Origin of the sequence: Phyllobacterium calauticae (genome assembly GCF_019991125.1) — a bacterium.
Classification (GTDB): Bacteria; Pseudomonadota; Alphaproteobacteria; order Rhizobiales; family Rhizobiaceae; genus Phyllobacterium; species Phyllobacterium calauticae.
Genome location: NZ_JAGENB010000006.1, coordinates 245,955 through 262,050, shown reverse-complemented (window position 1 = coordinate 262,050; position 16,096 = coordinate 245,955). Strand labels below are relative to the sequence as shown.

14 protein-coding genes and 1 pseudogene are annotated in these 16,096 nt (G+C 61.0%); 2 read left to right on the top strand and 13 right to left on the bottom strand.

Features of this window, described 5'->3' with window-relative positions; genetic code table 11:
* Positions 1 to 27 precede the first annotated feature (27 nt).
* Positions 28 to 1,050: pseudogene (locus J1W56_RS26175) on the bottom strand (S8 family peptidase); the annotation flags it as partial.
* On the opposite strand from J1W56_RS26175, the gene J1W56_RS20665 reads away from it, so the two are divergent.
* A complete protein-coding gene (locus J1W56_RS20665; protein ID WP_223615227.1) occupies positions 1,006 to 1,305 on the top strand; it encodes a hypothetical protein in 300 nt (99 codons plus the stop codon). The pseudogene J1W56_RS26175 and the gene J1W56_RS20665 overlap by 45 nt on opposite strands.
* A 251-nt stretch (positions 1,306 to 1,556) precedes the next feature.
* On the opposite strand, the gene J1W56_RS20660 is transcribed toward J1W56_RS20665, so the two are convergent.
* The 5 genes from J1W56_RS20660 to topA are packed head-to-tail and all read right to left on the bottom strand — an operon-like array spanning position 1,557 to position 8,845.
* On the bottom strand, positions 1,557 to 2,735 hold the full coding sequence (locus tag J1W56_RS20660) for an MFS transporter (RefSeq protein ID WP_223615168.1): 1,179 nt from the start codon (positions 2,733 to 2,735) through the stop codon (positions 1,557 to 1,559).
* A 3-nt stretch (positions 2,736 to 2,738) separates the two neighbouring features.
* On the bottom strand, positions 2,739 to 3,500 hold the full coding sequence (locus J1W56_RS20655; protein ID WP_374042793.1) for an NUDIX hydrolase: 762 nt from the start codon (positions 3,498 to 3,500) through the stop codon (positions 2,739 to 2,741).
* Positions 3,475 to 3,906, bottom strand: a complete 432-nt coding sequence (locus J1W56_RS20650; protein WP_223615167.1) for a DUF983 domain-containing protein — start codon at positions 3,904 to 3,906, stop codon at positions 3,475 to 3,477. Before J1W56_RS20650 ends, J1W56_RS20655 begins: the two co-directional genes overlap by 26 nt.
* Entirely contained in the window at positions 3,903 to 6,227 is a 2,325-nt protein-coding gene (gene rnr / locus J1W56_RS20645) for a ribonuclease R (RefSeq protein WP_404928552.1), read from the bottom strand. Before rnr ends, J1W56_RS20650 begins: the two co-directional genes overlap by 4 nt.
* Positions 6,228 to 6,238: 11 nt before the next feature.
* The gene (gene topA, locus J1W56_RS20640) at positions 6,239 to 8,845 is read right to left on the bottom strand and encodes a type I DNA topoisomerase (protein WP_223615166.1); all 2,607 of its coding nucleotides are present in this window, start codon (positions 8,843 to 8,845) and stop codon (positions 6,239 to 6,241) included.
* 351 nt (positions 8,846 to 9,196) lie between these two features.
* On the opposite strand from topA, the gene J1W56_RS20635 reads away from it, so the two are divergent.
* On the top strand, positions 9,197 to 9,397 hold the full coding sequence (locus J1W56_RS20635) for a hypothetical protein (RefSeq protein WP_223615165.1): 201 nt from the start codon (positions 9,197 to 9,199) through the stop codon (positions 9,395 to 9,397).
* On the opposite strand, the gene dprA is transcribed toward J1W56_RS20635, so the two are convergent.
* The 7 genes from dprA to J1W56_RS20600 form a co-directional block, all read right to left on the bottom strand.
* Complete coding sequence (gene dprA / locus J1W56_RS20630) at positions 9,371 to 10,498, bottom strand: DNA-processing protein DprA (protein ID WP_223615164.1); 1,128 nt, start codon at positions 10,496 to 10,498, stop codon at positions 9,371 to 9,373. The genes J1W56_RS20635 and dprA overlap by 27 nt on opposite strands.
* On the bottom strand, positions 10,495 to 11,103 hold the full coding sequence (gene plsY, locus J1W56_RS20625; RefSeq protein ID WP_223615163.1) for a glycerol-3-phosphate 1-O-acyltransferase PlsY: 609 nt from the start codon (positions 11,101 to 11,103) through the stop codon (positions 10,495 to 10,497). The genes dprA and plsY overlap by 4 nt, the downstream gene beginning before the upstream one ends.
* A gap of 22 nt (positions 11,104 to 11,125) precedes the next feature.
* On the bottom strand, positions 11,126 to 12,412 hold the full coding sequence (locus J1W56_RS20620; protein WP_223615162.1) for a dihydroorotase: 1,287 nt from the start codon (positions 12,410 to 12,412) through the stop codon (positions 11,126 to 11,128).
* Complete coding sequence (locus J1W56_RS20615) at positions 12,409 to 13,374, bottom strand: aspartate carbamoyltransferase catalytic subunit (protein ID WP_223615161.1); 966 nt, start codon at positions 13,372 to 13,374, stop codon at positions 12,409 to 12,411. The genes J1W56_RS20620 and J1W56_RS20615 overlap by 4 nt, the downstream gene beginning before the upstream one ends.
* Before the next feature lie 85 nt (positions 13,375 to 13,459).
* Positions 13,460 to 14,245 (bottom strand): ABC transporter ATP-binding protein, encoded by a 786-nt coding sequence (locus J1W56_RS20610; protein WP_223615160.1) that lies wholly within the window; start codon positions 14,243 to 14,245, stop codon positions 13,460 to 13,462.
* Entirely contained in the window at positions 14,242 to 15,018 is a 777-nt protein-coding gene (locus J1W56_RS20605; protein ID WP_223615159.1) for an ABC transporter permease, read from the bottom strand. The genes J1W56_RS20610 and J1W56_RS20605 overlap by 4 nt, the downstream gene beginning before the upstream one ends.
* A gap of 66 nt (positions 15,019 to 15,084) precedes the next feature.
* Positions 15,085 to 16,032 carry an ABC transporter substrate-binding protein gene (locus J1W56_RS20600; protein ID WP_223615158.1) on the bottom strand — a complete coding sequence of 316 codons (948 nt, stop codon included), beginning with the start codon at positions 16,030 to 16,032 and terminating at the stop codon, positions 15,085 to 15,087.
* Positions 16,033 to 16,096 lie beyond the last annotated feature (64 nt).

Genomic DNA, 16,096 nt, shown 5'->3' with positions numbered 1-16,096 from the left:
CTTAAGATCGATTAGGCCCCAACCATAAAGCTTATCAGGTGTGTTTGCATCGCTCGTTCCAAGATGATTAGAAGTTGTCAGCAACACATCGCGTGCCTGAGCATTTGTAAGGTAGTGAAAGCGCTCGAATACCAATCCCAATGCTCCAAGTACGTGCGGAGCTGCTGCAGACGTGCCCGTAAAATCTTTATAAGTTTCTATTTTTTTGTCACCGCTTCCATCGAATGAAGACGTGTTTGTCAGATGGCCAGGCGCAGAAACGCAATACCATTTCGTGTAACCACAAAAGTTCGTATAGCTTGCTGGTGATCCCTGGGATGTCAGCGCTACTACGGTGATCCAGTTAGCTTCAATATCCGGCCTGAAGTGCGGGAGGCCCGGAATGCTTTCCGGTTCGGAACCGTAATCATTTCCTGCCGCAAAAATTTGCACAATGCCAGCCCGTGCTACTTTTTCGGCGGCGGCATAAGTTCCATGTGTAGGATTGGAATTATATTGAGCAATACCATCGCTCAATTTGTAGGGTTTGGTGCCGACGCGGTATAAAGGCGGCGGCAGGTTGATTCCATTTGTTTTTTCATCATAACCGATACCCCAACTGTTGACGATACCTCGCACCCCTGCATTGATGAGTGCATCAAACCCGGCGCGGTATATGTTCTCGTCGTTGCCTTCAACGATGCCATCCTCTGGTCCTGGATCGCCGTTGCTTGCGGCAACGATGCTAGAGTTAAATGCAATACCATGCATGCCTTTTCCATTGCGAAGAGCTCCGACAATGCCTGCGACCCCTGTGCCATGATATATACTTCGGGATGCCCAAGGGATTGAATCCCCTCCATCCAATACAAAAGGGTCTCCTTTGTTTCCAGATTGTTTGGCAGCCAACACATAAGGATCCGTATAGGCCCGCGTGCCCGTCGTGGTGATGGTTTCTAGTTTGCCAGGAGCGGCGAACTCTGAGTGCCCTCTCCACGTTCCGTTATCAAATACTCCGAGTTTTATATGGACACCGCTCAAACCTCTGGCATAAGCGTATTCTGTTTTCATCGCGCCGATGCCAAAATTTCTTCCGAATTCTGGATCGTTCCGCCATGTCGCCGCCGCCTTTTCCAGATCGTCCGTCCTGCTGCCATCGGCATTGAAATACTTGCCCGGCACCTCCTGCGCATGGGCTCCGGGTCCGGCAGCAGCAACGATCAGCGCAGCACAGACGCTGCTCATCAGATGGTTGCGGAATTTGGACAAGCGATCAGAACGCGCGGAAAAAGCCGCGCCAGAGGCGTGAAAAAACATGAAATATAGTTCCCAATATAAGCGTCGTTTGAAATGCAGAAATAGAAAAATAAAATGTGAGGCAAATAGAGTTGCAATGACGTGTAATAGTCAAGTGCAAAATATATGGGCAAAGCGTTAACCCGCCGGTTTTGGCGGCAAGTCAGACTAAAGTATTAAGAAATTCTACCCATTTTTTCCCGCATAATTAGAAGTAGTAAACTTGTTCTACTTTGTGGTGTAGCTTCGGGTGATTCTCCGAAAAGAGACCAATGCGCGCCCTAATTCCTGCGTCTTATCAGCCGGGAACCGACCAGAAGCGCGTAACCGGCGAAGAATATCGCCAGCGACACCGCAAATCCGCCGGGACCCATCGCATCCATGCCGAGACCCAGTGCCTGCGGGCCGACCAGCATGCCGACGGCATAGCAGAACACGAACGCCGCATTGGCCGAGGCGAGTTCGCGGCCGGTGAGCTGCGAGCCGAGATGCGCAAGGCCGACCGTATAGAGCCCGGCCACCACGCCGCCCCAGATGAAGAACAGGCCCGCCACCAGATACCAGTTGGCGGTGATGAAGGGCAGGATGCACATGCCGGCAAGCCCGACCAGCGCGCAGACAAGCAGGATCTTGCGGCGGTCCTGCACATGGTCGCTGAGCAGGCCGATCGGGATCTGCATCAGCACATTGCCAAGGCCGATGGTGGTCAGGAGCAGGGCGGCATCCGCCTCGCTGTAGCCGATGCGCGAGCCGTAGACCGGAAACAGCGCAAAGCCGCCGGTTTCCACCGCGCCGAACACGAACACGGCGGCCGTTGCCGTCGGCACCGCCCAGATGAAGGGGGCGAAGGGCACATGTTCTTCCTCATGAAAATCGGGGCTTTCCTTCCAGGCGAGGAGAACAGGCAGCATGGCAAAGATGATGATGCCGAAGCCAACGGCAAACGGCGTGATGCCGGTGCTGCCGATGCGTGAAAACAGCCAGGGTCCGAGCGCAAAGCCCATGGACAGCACCGTGGCGTAGACGCCGAGCACCAGCCCGCGTTTTTCCGGCGGGGCGGCGGTGTTGATCCAGTATTCCGACAGGATGAACAGCATGGTCAGGGCGAAATGCAGGAAGACGCGCAGCACCACCCAGACCCAGAAATCGCTGAAGACATAGAAGCCGAAGAAGGAGCAGGCACCGATCAGAAGCATGATCAGCAATGTCGGCACCACACCCAGCCGCGCGGCGATGGAGGCGGCGAAGGGCGCGGCCACGATGGAGGCGATGCCGGCAACCGCCGCATTGAGGCCGATCATCGTGGCGGAATGGCCGCGATTTTCCAGGATGACGCTGAGCAGCGGAATGCCGAGGCCGATGGCGACACCGACGGCACTGATCGTCGCGATGGCCGCAACAAGGGCGCGCCAGGATGACCGGACCACGATCTGGTCGGACGTCTTCTGCATTGCATCCATGAACTAGAAGACCTCTCGGACGAAGCGCCCGTATTTCATGCGGTATTCAACGACGGTGTGGCCGGGTTGCAGGGCCGGATTGGTCTCCAGCACCGCCTGTGCCTCCTGGATGATGGCGCGGGTGATCGTCGGAATATCGAGCTTCAGGGCGTCGTTGAAGGGCAGCCAGCACAGCTCCTCGAGCTCCAGCGACGGTCCGGTGCCTTCGGGCAGGCTGTCGGCCACCGCTTCGCGGAAGGCCATGAAAAAGCGCGTGTCGAAGCGGCGCGAGCCGCCGGGCGGCGTGGTGGCGCGGGCAAAATAGCGCATGGCCGAAAGGTCGGGCAGGATGCCGCGCTGGTCAAAGGCCGCCCAGTCGGGGTGGCCGATGGCGGCGGGTGCGTGCCGGCCGAGGAACAGCCCGGCTTCCTCAAACGTCTCGCGGATGGCGGAAAGGGCGAGGGCGCGGCAGCGCTGGGTGCTGGGGCGCGTGCCCATGCCCTTCAAAAGATTGCCCTCGTCAGCCGGCGTCAGCTCGCCAAAGGCGGCAATCCGGCCATCGGCCCGTTCGGTGCGCCCGCCCGGAAACACGAATTTCCCCGGCATGAAGACATGGCGCATGTGGCGCCGGCCCATGAGGATGCGCACATCCTTGCCCGTGCGGTCAACGAGCAGCAGCGATGCGGCATCGCGCGGCCGCAGGCGGGCGTGTGCGGCTTTGGCAGGCGCGGATTTGTCGAGGTCGCTCAATGGCATCGTGTCACCGTTCCGGCGGTTCCAGCTCATCGGTTTCGCCGCCGAAACCATGCATGTAATTGGCCCATTGCAATCCAATGATCGCGCCCTTTATCGGTTGGAGCAGGGCGATGGACATGGCAACCGTGAGGGGTGCCCAGATTGCCAGATGCACCCAGCTTGAAAGCAGGACGAGCGTTTCCACCGCGAGGAATCCGCCCAGCACAATATGGCCTACAATTGTGATGGTTATATAAGCAGGAAAATCATCGGCTTGCTGGTGGGTATAGTCCTCGCCGCAGACGGCGCAGCGGTCGACCGATTTGACGAAGGCGCGGAACAGTTTTCCTTCGCCGCAATGCGGGCAGCGGCTGCGAAAGCCGCGCCACATGGCCTGACCGACCGGGCGGACGGGTCTTGCCGGGGCAGTATCCGCACCAAAAAAATGTTCCGTCATCCCTTACCTCTTCGCCCGCCGCGGGAAAACCCACCCGGACGTTTCTGGCTTCCGCGCGCAAAACGCTTGGCCTTGTGGTGCGAGCGCACGCCGCTTGGAACGGCATGCGGTTCGGTCAGCATTTCGAACCGCAATGCACCCGCCACCGGCAGGGCCTCGATCAGGCGCACATCGACGATATCGCCCAGCCGGAAGCCCTTGCCGCTTCTTTCGCCCGAAAGGGCATGGTTGGTTTCGTCGTAAAGATAGTAATCATCGCCGAGGGTTGAAATGGGAATAAAGCCATCGGCACCATATGTCGCAAGGGCAACGAACAGCCCGGCCTTGGTCACGCCGGAAATCCGCCCCTGGAAACTGCTGCCGACCTGTCCGGCGAGGTGATGGGCGATCAGCCGGTCGACCGTGTCGCGTTCGGCCGCCATGGCGCGCCGCTCCGAAGTGGAAATCAGCGCGGCGATCTCCGGCAGATCTTCCTCTTCCTTATGGGTGATGCCGTCGGGGCCAAGCGCCAGCGCCGCGATCAGCGCGCGATGCACGATCAGGTCGGCGTAACGGCGGATCGGCGAGGTGAAGTGCGCATATTTCTGCAGGTTGAGACCGAAATGGCCAATATTCTCGGGGTTGTATTCCGCCTGCGACTGCGAGCGCAGGACGACCTGGTTGACCAGTTCCTGCTGTTCGCTGCCTTCGACGCGCTTGAGAATATGGTTGAACTGGTTCGGGCGCAGTTCGGCGCCGCGCGCCAGCGAAATATCCAGCGTGCGCAAAAACTCGCGCAGAATTTCCTGCTTGGCCAGCGAGGGCGCATCGTGGATGCGGAAGATCAGCGGCTGGCGCTTGCGCTCCAGCGTTTCGGCGGCGGCGACATTGGCCTGGATCATGAATTCTTCGATGAGCTTGTGCGCATCGAGGCGTGGCGGAATCACCACCTTGTCGACCTTGCCTTCCGGCGTCAGCAGGATTTTCTTTTCCGGCAGGTCGAGTTCCAGCGGTTCGCGGGAATCGCGCCCGCGCTTGAGCACGGCATAGGCCGCCCAGAGCGGCTTCAGGATGCTGTCGAGAATGGGCGCCGTCTTCTCGTCGGTCGCACCGTCAATGGCGGCCTGTGCCTGCGGATAGGACAGGCGCGCATGCGAGCGCATCATGATGCGGTGGAATGTGTGCGAAATCTTGCGCCCGTCGGCACCGAAAATCATGCGCACGGCAAGGGCGGGGCGGTCGACCAGTTCCTTCAGCGAGCACAGGTCGTTGGAAATGCGCTCCGGCAGCATGGGAACGACGCGGTCGGGGAAATAGACCGAATTGCCGCGCTTCAGCGCTTCGCGGTCGAGTGCCGAACCCGGCGTGATGTAGGCGGCGACGTCGGCGATGGCGACGGTTGCGATGAAGCCGCCGGGATTCTTCTCGTCCGTGTCCGCTTCGGCGCAGACGGCATCGTCGTGATCCTTGGCGTCGGCCGGATCGATGGTGACAAGCGGCACGTGCCGCCAGTCCTCCCGGTGCGCCATGGTGGCGGGCTTGGCCTTTTCCGCCTCGGCAATGACGCTGTCGGGAAACACATGCGGGATTTCGTGCTCGTGGATGGCGATCATCGACAGCGCCCGCTCGCTGGCAACGGAGCCGATGATCTGGCTGATCCGGGCAAGCGCCAGCCCGTAGCGGCCGATCTTGCTCACTTCGACTTCAACGAGGTCGTTCGCCTTGGCATTGTTCAGCTGGGCCGGGTCGACGGAAAGCTCCGCCTGCCGCCGCTCCACCGGCTCGATCCGCCATTCGCCATTGTCGAGATGGCGCAAAACGCCGAGCACCGCGTCCTTGCGGTGTTCGATGCGCTTGATGACGCGGGCCGTATAGGCCGGACCGCTCGGATCGGCGCCTTGAAAAATGCGGGCGAGAACGCGGTCGCCGACGCCGGGCGTCGGGCCCTTCTGGTTGCGCGAGGCGCGGATGAAAACGGTAGGCGGCCGATCCTCGTGATCGGCAGGCCATTCGGCCGGCTTGGCAATCAGCCCGCCATCGCCGTCACGTCCGGTGATATCGAGGACGGCAACGCTCGGCAGGCTGCCGGGAACGGCAAGGCGCTTTGCCCGCTTTTCCACCAGGCCGTCATCGGCCAGATCGCGCAGAATGTCTTTCAGGCCGATGCGTGCATCGCCCTTGAGGTTGAAGGCCTTGGCGATATCGCGCTTGCCCGCGCGGTCCGGATTCTCCTTGATGAACTGGAGAATTTCCTCGCGGCCCGGCAGATAGGGCTCGCGACCGGTGTCTGCGGAACTGGCAGGCCGCTTTTTTCCTTTGGGTGGAGAGATACGGCGTGCCAATGTTCGGGTCCTTAACTAGCTTTTTTCGTCGCCGCCTTTTTGGCGGCTGGTTTCTTGGCGGCGGGCTTTTTCGCCGCGGCCTTGCGGGCAGGGGCTTTCTTGGTGCCCTTGGCTCCGGCCTTCTCGGCGATCAGCAGCAGGGCTTCCTCGACGGTAACGGTTGCCGGGTCCTTGCCCTTCGGCAGGGTCGCATTGACCTTGCCCCAATTGACATAGGGACCATATTTGCCGTCGCGCACGGTGATCGGCCCGCCATCGGGATGTTCGCCCAGGTCCTTCAGCGCCGCGGGTGTGCCGCGCCCGCGGCCCGGGCCCTTGGCCAGCTTTTCCGCCAGCACCGTGACGGCGCGGTTGAGGCCGATGGAGAACACGTCCTCCGCGCTTTCCAGGTTGGCATAGGTGCCGTCATGCGAGAGATAGGGACCATACCGGCCGATACCGGCCGAAATCATCTTGGCCGATTCGGGATGCTGGCCCACGTCGCGTGGCAATGACAGGAGCGCCAGCGCCTTTTCATGGTCCATGGCGTCGATGGTCCAGCCCTTCGGCAGGCTGGCGCGCTTGGCTTCCTTGCCGTCGCCGCGCTGCACATAGGGGCCGAAACGGCCGTTGCGCACGCTGACGTCCTCGTCCGTATAGGGATCCTTGCCAAGCACCTTCGGCTCGTCGCCATTGCCGTTCTCGCCGGAGGCTTCGCTGCCGCCGAGCTGACGGGTGAACTTGCATTCCGGATAGTTCGAGCAGCCGACGAACGCGCCGTACTTTCCGAGCTTCAGCGAGAGATTGCCGGTTCCGCAGACCTGGCAGATGCGCGGATCGCTGCCGTCTTCGCGCGGCGGGAAGACCAGCGGGCCGAGCTGGTCGTTCAGCGCATCGAGAACATTGGTGACGCGCAGTTCCTTGATGCCGTCGACCGAACCGAAGAAATCGGTCCAGAAATCGCGCAGGACATCCTTCCAGCGCAGCTTGCCGTCGGAAATCTCGTCGAGCTTTTCCTCCAGATCGGCGGTGAAATCATACTCGACATAGCGCTGGAAAAAGCTCTCGAGGAACGCAATGACCAGGCGGCCCTTGGCTTCGGGAATGAGCTTGCGCTTTTCGATGGTGATGTATTCGCGGTCGCGCAGGGTGGCGAGGGTCGCCGCATAGGTCGAAGGACGGCCGATGCCGAGCTCTTCCATCCGCTTGATCAGCGTGGCTTCGGAATAGCGCGGCGGCGGTTCGGTCGAGTGCTGCGTCGCGTTGATCTTTTCGCGGGCGAGGGCCTCGCCGGCGCGGATTTCGGGCAGGCGGGCGCCGTCCTCGTCGACATCCTCTTCCTCGCGGTGATCCACATAGGCACCGAGGAAGCCGTCGAACTTCACCACGGAACCATTGGCCCGCAGCTGGGCAAAACTTGAACCGTTCTGCGCGTCAATATCCACGACAGTTCGTTCGATATCGGCCGACTGCATCTGGCTGGCGATGGCGCGCTTCCAGATCAGCTCATAGAGCCGCGCCTGGTCGGCATCGAGGAACTGGCGCACATCCTTCGGGTGGCGGTTGAAATCGGTCGGGCGGATGGCTTCGTGCGCTTCCTGGGCGTTCTTTGCCTTGGTCGAGTAGAAGCGCGGCTTCTCCGGCACATATTTTTCGCCGAATACCTTGCTGATCGTCTCACGGGCGGCCTGAACCGCTTCCGGGGCCATCTGCACGCCGTCCGTACGCATATAGGTGATCAGACCGGCGGTCTCGCCGCCAAGGTCCATACCCTCATACAGCCGCTGGGCGATCTGCATGGTGCGCGAGGCCGAGAAGCCGAGCTGGCCGGATGCCGCCTGCTGCAGGGTGGAGGTGGTGAAGGGCGGTCCGGGATTGCGCTTGGTCGGCTTGGCTTCGACGGATGCTGCCTTGAAGCTCGCGCCCTCCAGCATGGTGCGCAGCGCACCGGCCTGTTCGGCGTTCTTGATATCGAGCTTGGCGAGCTTCTTGCCGTCGACGGAAATCAGCCGCGCTTCGAAGCCGTCATTGCGCGGTGTCTTCAAGAGCGCTGCAATGTTCCAGTATTCCTCACGCACAAAGCGTTCGATCTCGGCTTCGCGGTCGGCGACGAGCCGTAGGGCGACCGATTGCACGCGGCCGGCGGAGCGGGCGCCGGGCAGTTTGCGCCAGAGCACCGGCGACAGGGTGAAGCCGAAGAGATAGTCAAGCGCACGCCGGGCGAGATAGGCATCCACCAGCGGCATGTCGATGTCGCGCGGATTGGCCATGGCGTCGAGCACCGCGCTCTTGGTGATCGCATTGAACACCACGCGCTTGACCGGCTTGGTGCCGATGGCCTTCTTCTGCCGCAGCACTTCCAGGACGTGCCAGGAGATTGCTTCACCCTCGCGATCCGGATCGGTTGCGAGTATGAGGCCGTCACTGTCTTTCAGGGCCTTGACGATATCGCCCAGACGTTTGGCCGATGCCCCGTCGACTTCCCACGACATGGCGAAATCTTCGTCCGGGCGAACGGACCCGTCCTTGGCAGGCAGATCACGGACATGGCCGAACGAGGCCAGAACCGTATAGCCTGAACCCAGATATTTGTTGATTGTTTTAGCCTTTGCGGGCGATTCGACGACGACAACGTTCATTATTGAATTGGGCTTTCCTGCTCTTGTCACATTACAAAAGCACAGTTTTCACTTCGAAACAGGTCTTGTGAAATGAACAGGCTTGCTCGGAACGTCAAGGCCTGTGCGTGAAAAATCGTTAAATGCAACTTAAAGTTGCTATTTGAAATATTGCAATTAATGATATTATCCATACATCTCAGGCGCTTTATTGAGAAAGGCAGCGAGTCCCGCCTTTTTTAAGAAAGCGAATCACTATTTGATTGTTTTTGTGGAGGTTCGGACTGGCAAACTGTGAAATCCACCGGATTAAAGACCTATATAATATAACTTTATTTATTTCTGTATAAATGCGTATTTAAGGACGAAGTCATGGGTGAGAACAAGTTCAGTCGGACAGAAAACATAAGATATATTCAGCAAATGCTGGGAGAATTGCGCAGTATGGCCAAGTTGAATGACCTGGACATGCTGGCCTATCTGATCGAAATCGCTTACATCGAAAGCAATGATCTTTTGGCAAAAGAGACAAATATTGTCTCCCCTCTAAAGAAGCGAAACACTTCCACCTGAGTGACGCTGCAGCCGGCCGGCCAGATCGAGTTCGAGCAGAATAAGCGATATGGCCGCCGGATGAATTCCGCTTGTCCTGATGAGTTCGTCGACATCGGCGGGCGTTGGACCCAAAAGGGTGACGATCCGGTCGCGGTCTGTCTCGTTGGGCGGGGGAATCGACGGAAAGGCGGATTCCGGCGCGAAAAATGCCGTATCGTCGAGGGAGGGCCGGTCCACAAGCGGTCCGATGGCCGACAGGATGTCGGCGGTTTCAGTCACGAGAATGGCGCCGTTCTTCAGAAGCGCATTGGTGCCCTTGGCGCGCGGATCGAGCGGCGAACCGGGGACGGCGAAAACCAGGCGGCCGAGTTCCCCGGCAAACCGGGCGCTGATCAGCGAGCCGGATCGCTCCGCCGCCTCGACAACCAGCAGGCCGAGGGAAAGCGCCGCGATGATCCTGTTGCGGCGCGGAAAATCCCGGGCGCGCGGCTCCCAGCCGAACGGCATTTCGCTGATGACGGCGCCGCCGCTTGCGGGGATCGCTGCGAAGAGATCGAGATTATCCGGCGGATAGGGCTTGTCCAAGCCGCCAGCCATGACGGCAACGGTGCCGCTGTCAAGGCTTGCCTCATGCGCCGCCTTGTCGATGCCGCGGGCAAGTCCTGACACAACGGCATAACCCGCCTGTCCCAATTCCCGTGCAATGATCCGCGTGAGCTTGATCCCGATGAGCGATGCATTGCGCGCGCCGACAATGGCGACAGCCGGTAGGCGAAACACCGCCGCATCGCCCTTGATCGCCACCAGTGGCGGCGGATTGTCGGCGTGGCGCAGATAGCGGGGATAGTCGGGTTCGCCGATACCGGTGAAGACGGCACCCATGCGCGCGGCCATCGCCATTTCGCGCCGGGCCTCATCGAGGCTGGCAATCCGGATGGGACGGCGGCCGCCGCCGCGCCGCACCAGTTCCGGCAGCATTTCCAGAGCGTCGGAAGCCGAGCCGTAGCGGGCAATCAGATGGCGGAAGGTGACCGGGCCGACATTCTCACTGCGGATCAGCCGAAGCCAGCTCAGGCGCTGGCTGTCAGAAAGGCGGATGCCTTTCTGATCCTCCGTCACCCCTTGGACCCGATCTTGCCCTCGGTGCCGGCCAGGAGGCGCTCGATGTTGGCGCGGTGTTTGATGAAGACGACGACCGTCAGGATGAGGAAGAGCAGGGCGATGGCGTGGTAGCCCATGACATAGAGAATGATCGGGGTGGCAACAGCCGCTATCAGCGCCGACAGCGAGGAATAGCGGGTGGCGTAGGCAATGATCAGCCAGATGGCGGCGAAGATCAGCGCCACCTGCCAGACAAGGCCGAGCAGGACGCCGAGATAGGTGGCGACGCCCTTGCCGCCCTTGAATTTCAGCCAGACCGGAAAGATGTGCCCGAGAAAGGCGCCGAGACCGGCGACAATGGCAGCCTGCGGGCTGATGGCGCCGGCAATCAGTACGGCAGCGGTTCCCTTGAACATGTCAAGCAGCAGCGTTGCCGCCGCCAGCTTCTTGTTGCCGGTGCGCAGCACGTTGGTGGCGCCGATATTGCCGGAGCCGATGCTGCGCACGTCGCCGAGGCCCGCGAGCCGTGTCAGGATCAGCCCGAACGGAATGGAGCCGAGCAGGTAGCCCAGGACCAGCGCGGCGAAAAGATATCCTGCCTGCCCGTTGATGAAATCCGACATGCTCTCTTCCCCGGTTTTCTCTTCAGATGGTGAAAACGCACTTGCCCGCCACAAATGTCTGCAGAACGCGGCCCTGGAAACGGGCGCTTTCAAAACAGCTGTTCTTTGAGCGCGACCGCAGCTGTTCTTCCTTCACAATCCACGGCTCGTCAAGATCGACTATGGTCATATCCGCCCGGGCGCCCGGCTTGAGCGTGCCCGCATCGAGGCCGAAAATTTTGGCCGGGCCGCTGGAAAGCGCCTCGACGATGCGGATCAGCGGCACATCGCCATTGTGATAGAGCCGCAGGGCGGCGCCGAGCAGGGTTTCCAGGCCGATGGCCCCGGCCGCCGCATCGGCGAAGGGCAGGCGCTTGGTGTCGACATCCTGCGGATCGTGCGACGAGACGATGATGTCGATGGTGCCGTTGCGCAGCGCCTCGACCATGGCCAGCCGGTCCTCCTCGAGCCGCAGCGGCGGCTGCAGGCGGAAGAAGGTGCGGAATTCGCCGATGTCGTTCTCATTGAGCGAAAGATGGTTGATGGAGACGGCGGCAGTGGCATTGACGCCGTTCTGCTTGGCGCGGGCCACCACCTCGGCGGACATGGCCGTCGAGATTTGCGCCGCGTGATAGGCGCCTTTGGTCAGGGCGGCGAGACGCAGGTCGCGTTCGAGCGGAATGACTTCCGCTTCGCGCGGGCTGCCGGAAAGGCCGAGCCAGCTGGCATAGAGGCCTTCATTCATCACGCCCGATATGCCGAGATAGGGATCCTGTGTCTCGTGCGACAGGACAACCCCGAAATCCCTGGCATAGGTGAGCGCACGGCGTAAGAGCTGGGTATCGGCGATGGAATTGCGCCCCTCCGTGATCGCCACGGCACCCGCTGCGCGCAGCAGGCCGATTTCGGTCATTTCCTGGCCCTGCAGCCCCTTGGTGACCGCCGCCGCCGGATAAACATTGACCACGGCCGTGTCGCGCGCCGTACGGCGGACGAATTCGACCAGCGCCACATTGTCGATCACCGGATCGGTGTCCGGCATCATGATGATGGAGGTCACGCCGCCGGCCGCTGCCGCCTGGCTGGCCGAGGCGATGGTTTCGCGGTGTTCGCCACCGGGCTCGCCGATGAAGACGCGGGCATCGACGAGGCCCGGCAAGACGGTTTTTCCCGTGCAGTCGATAACCGTCGCCCCTTCGGGCGCACCCTGGTTGCGGGCATCGGCGCCGCTGGCAACGATGCTGCCGTTCCTGACGATGATTGTTCCGGTCTCATCGAGACCGCGGGATGGATCGACGATCCGGGCATTGTGCAGAACGGTCGTGCTCATCCCGCTACTCCTTCCGCGTTGCGGCGCGGGTCCAGCAGCGCTTCCATCACCGCCATGCGCACGGCAACGCCCATTTCAACCTGTTCCTGAATGACGCTCTGCGAGCCGTCGGCCACATCCGAGGCGATTTCGACGCCGCGGTTCATCGGTCCGGGATGCATGACCAGCGCGTCGGGCTTGGCATGTTTGAGCTTTTCGCGATCAAGCCCGTGATAGTGGAAATATTCGCGCACCGACGGCACGAAGGCGCCCGCCATGCGCTCGCGCTGCAGGCGCAGCATCATCACCACGTCGGCGTCTTTCAAACCTTCTTCCATGGAGTTGAAAACCTCGACGCCCATCTGGCTGATCCCGGCGGGCAGGAGGGTCGAGGGGGCGATGACGCGCACCCGCGCCCCGAGCGCATTCAGCAGGAGGATGTTGGAGCGGGCCACGCGCGAATGCAGCACGTCGCCGCAGATCGCCACGATCAGCCGGGCAACCTTGCCCTTGGCGCGCCGGATCGTCAACGCATCGAGCAGGGCCTGCGTCGGGTGTTCATGCGCGCCGTCGCCGGCATTGACCACCGAGCAGCCCACCTTCTGCGCCAGCAGGGCCGCGGCACCGGCGGAGCCGTGCCGGATGATCAGGATATCCGGCCGCATCGCATTCAGCGTCATGGCGGTATCGATCAGCGTTTCGCCCTTTTTCACCGAGGAATTGCCGACCGACATGTTCATCACATCAGCACCGAGCCGTTTTCCGGCCAGCTCGAAGGATGACTGTGTCCGGGTCGATGCCTCGAAGAACAGGTTGATCTGCGTTCGCCCGCGCAGGACACTCTTTTTCTTCTCGGACTGGCGCGAAACCGCCACCTCGCTGTCGGCAAGGTCGAGAAGAATATTGATGTCCTCGGGGGAAAGGTTCTTGATGCCAAGCAAATGGCGGTGGGGAAACAGGAGGGGGAGCGTTTTTGATGTCATATCAAGTCCCCCCTATAGGCTTGATGCCGCCGCCCCGCAAGCGTTTGGCAGCATATCCCGCCCTGTTCCCCCTAAAAAATCCGGCTCAATGCGCCTCGGCCGCCAGAATGGCCTCGCTGCGGATTTCTTCCGTCAGCTTCAGCCGCATCCCGGTGAACTCGGGGCTCGCCTTCACCGTATAATGCCGGGGATGGCCGAGCGGCACGGGCATGATGGATTTGATCCGGCCCGGCCGTGCTGACATCGTCACCACCCGCGACGCCATGAAGATCGCTTCCTCGATATCGTGGGTGACGAAGATGACGGTTTTCTGCTCGTGCTCCCAGATGCCGAGCAGCAGCTCCTGCATCAGCCCGCGCGTCTGGTTGTCGAGCGCGCCGAAGGGTTCGTCGAGCAGCAGGATTTTTGGATTGTTGGCGAGCGCCCGGGCAATCGCCGTGCGCTGCTGCATGCCGCCCGACAGCTGCTTCGGCCAGTGGTTCTCGAAACCGCGCAGGCCCACCTTGTCGATATAGGAAGCGACGATGTCGCGCTTTTCCTTTTCGGCAACGCCGCGTTCGCGCAGGCCGAAGCCGATATTCTGCTCGATGGTCAGCCACGGAAACAGCGTATAGGACTGGAACACCACGCCGCGATCGGCGCCGGGGCCCGTCACTTCCTGCCCGTCGAGCGTCACCGTGCCGCTGGTTGGCCGGTCGAGCCCGGCGACGATGCGCAGGAGCGTGGACTTGCCGCAGCCGGACGGTCCGAGGATCGAAACGAAGTCGTTGTGCGCCACGGTGAGGTCGGTGGGTTGCAGCGCCTCGGTCGGCTTGCCGCCGTGCACGCCCGGAAAAATGCGGCTGACGCCTTTGATGACAAGCGTGCTCATGCGAGCCTCCAGGCGAAAAGCCGGCGATTGACCGATTTGAACAGGAAATCCGAAATCAGGCCGATGACACCGATGACGATGATGCCGAAAATGATCTGCCCGGTGGCGAGGAGCGCCTGGCTGTTGATGATCATGTAGCCGATGCCCGAGGATGCGCCGATCATTTCGGCAACGATGACATAGGTCCAGGCCCAGCCGAGCACCAGCCGCAATGTTTCGGCGATATCCGGCGCATTGGCCGGGATGAGGACACGCTTGACGATGCCGCTGTCATTGGCGCCGAGCGTATAGGCGGCTTCCACCAGATCGCGGCGCGTATTGGCGACAGCCACGGCCACCATCAGGATGATCTGGAACACCGCGCCGATGAAAATCACCAGCAGCTTTTGCATCTCGCCGATACCCGCCCACAGGATCAGGAGCGGAATGAAGGCCGAGGCGGGAAGATACCGGGCAAAGGAGACGAAGGGTTCCAGCATGGCCTCGATGGGCTTGTAGGCGCCCATGGCAATGCCGAGGGGAACGGCGATGATGGCCGCGATGACAAAGCCGCCGACAACCCGCCAGATCGTCATGCCGATATCGTAGAGAAAATTCTGCTGGGACAACAGGAGCCAGCCGTCATGCAGCATGGTCAGGGGATCGGCGAGGAATGTGCTGGATACGAAGCCGCCGAAGGTGGCGGCGGACCATGCCGCAATGAACAGGATAAAGAAGAGTACGCCAAGCAGGACGCGTGACGACGCCCCGATAGGCTGGAGAGGTTGAACCATGAGTGTTCCGATGCAAAAGAGAAAGGAGAACGCGGTGTTGCCCGCGTTCTCCTGAAAAACGGCGGATTACTTGATGAAGCTGGTATCGACGATGGTGCTGATATCCGGCTTCTTCTTGATGACGCCGATTTCAAGCAAAAGGTCTGCCGCCTCGTCGGAGAATTTGGCAAAATCCTTCTCGAAGAAGGCCTGGTTGGCCGCCTTGTCCTGCCAGCGCAGATATTGCGCGGAATTGCCGAACACCTCTGCCGTCTGCTTCACGTCGGCACCCATGATCGCGTAGGCCTTGTCCTTGTCGGCTGCGATGAGCTCCAGCGCGTCGAAGTAGCTCTTGGCGAAGGCCTTGGCCGCTTCCGGATTCTTTTCGAGGAATGCGTTGGTGCAGCCAAACGTGTCCATCACGACGGGATAATCCAGCGTGGTGGCGATGATCTTGCCCTTGTCCGGGGCCGCGCGCACGGTGGAGAGATAGGGTTCATAGGTCATCGCCGCGTCGTTCTGCCCGGCAACGAAGGCCTGGGCCGCCGGTCCCGGCTCGAGATTGACAACCTTGACGTCCTTCAGCGACAGGCCGTTGTGCTTCAGCATCCATGCCAGGACGAAATAGGGCGATGTGCCGGGCGCCGATGCGGCGATGGCCTTGCCCTTGAGGTCGGAAATCTTGGCGACGTCGCTGCGCACGACCATGCCGTCGGCGCCGAACGACTTGTCCATCTGGAAAATCTGTTTGGTGGCGACGCCATTGGCGTTCCAGGCGATCCAGGTTTCCACCGTGGTGGCGGCGCACTGCACGTCGCCCGATGCCAGTGCCAGATGGCGGCTTGCCTGCGGAATCTTGGTCAGCGTGACGTCAAGGCCGTTCTTCTTGAAGATGCCGGCCTCCTTGGCCAGCGTCAGCGGGGCAAAGCCGGTCCAGCCGGACAGGCCGACGGAAACCGCCGTGTCCGCCTGTGACGGGACGGCGGATGCCAGAAGCGCCGCGCATGCAGCGCCGAGATACCATTTGAATGTCATCTGATTGACCCCTTTGTTCATTTTTTTGGCACGATGAATATAGAGGCATGATAGGCAGGCGGCT

Excerpts from the sequence above, each read along its gene's own strand:
- J1W56_RS20610 (WP_223615160.1), bottom strand. The coding sequence starts at position 14,245 with ATGAGCACGCTTGTCATCAAAGGCGTCAGCCGCATTTTTCCGGGCGTG.
- topA (WP_223615166.1), bottom strand. The coding sequence starts at position 8,845 with ATGAACGTTGTCGTCGTCGAATCGCCCGCAAAGGCTAAAACAATCAAC.
- J1W56_RS20665 (WP_223615227.1), top strand. The coding sequence starts at position 1,006 with ATGGACACCGCTCAAACCTCTGGCATAAGCGTATTCTGTTTTCATCGC.
- J1W56_RS20605 (WP_223615159.1), bottom strand. The coding sequence starts at position 15,018 with ATGGTTCAACCTCTCCAGCCTATCGGGGCGTCGTCACGCGTCCTGCTT.
- J1W56_RS20655 (WP_374042793.1), bottom strand. The coding sequence starts at position 3,500 with ATGAGCTGGAACCGCCGGAACGGTGACACGATGCCATTGAGCGACCTC.
- plsY (WP_223615163.1), bottom strand. The coding sequence starts at position 11,103 with ATGTCGGATTTCATCAACGGGCAGGCAGGATATCTTTTCGCCGCGCTG.
- J1W56_RS20660 (WP_223615168.1), bottom strand. The coding sequence starts at position 2,735 with ATGGATGCAATGCAGAAGACGTCCGACCAGATCGTGGTCCGGTCATCC.
- J1W56_RS20620 (WP_223615162.1), bottom strand. The coding sequence starts at position 12,412 with ATGAGCACGACCGTTCTGCACAATGCCCGGATCGTCGATCCATCCCGC.
- J1W56_RS20600 (WP_223615158.1), bottom strand. The coding sequence starts at position 16,032 with ATGACATTCAAATGGTATCTCGGCGCTGCATGCGCGGCGCTTCTGGCA.
- J1W56_RS20615 (WP_223615161.1), bottom strand. The coding sequence starts at position 13,374 with ATGACATCAAAAACGCTCCCCCTCCTGTTTCCCCACCGCCATTTGCTT.
- J1W56_RS20650 (WP_223615167.1), bottom strand. The coding sequence starts at position 3,906 with ATGACGGAACATTTTTTTGGTGCGGATACTGCCCCGGCAAGACCCGTC.
- J1W56_RS20635 (WP_223615165.1), top strand. The coding sequence starts at position 9,197 with ATGGGTGAGAACAAGTTCAGTCGGACAGAAAACATAAGATATATTCAG.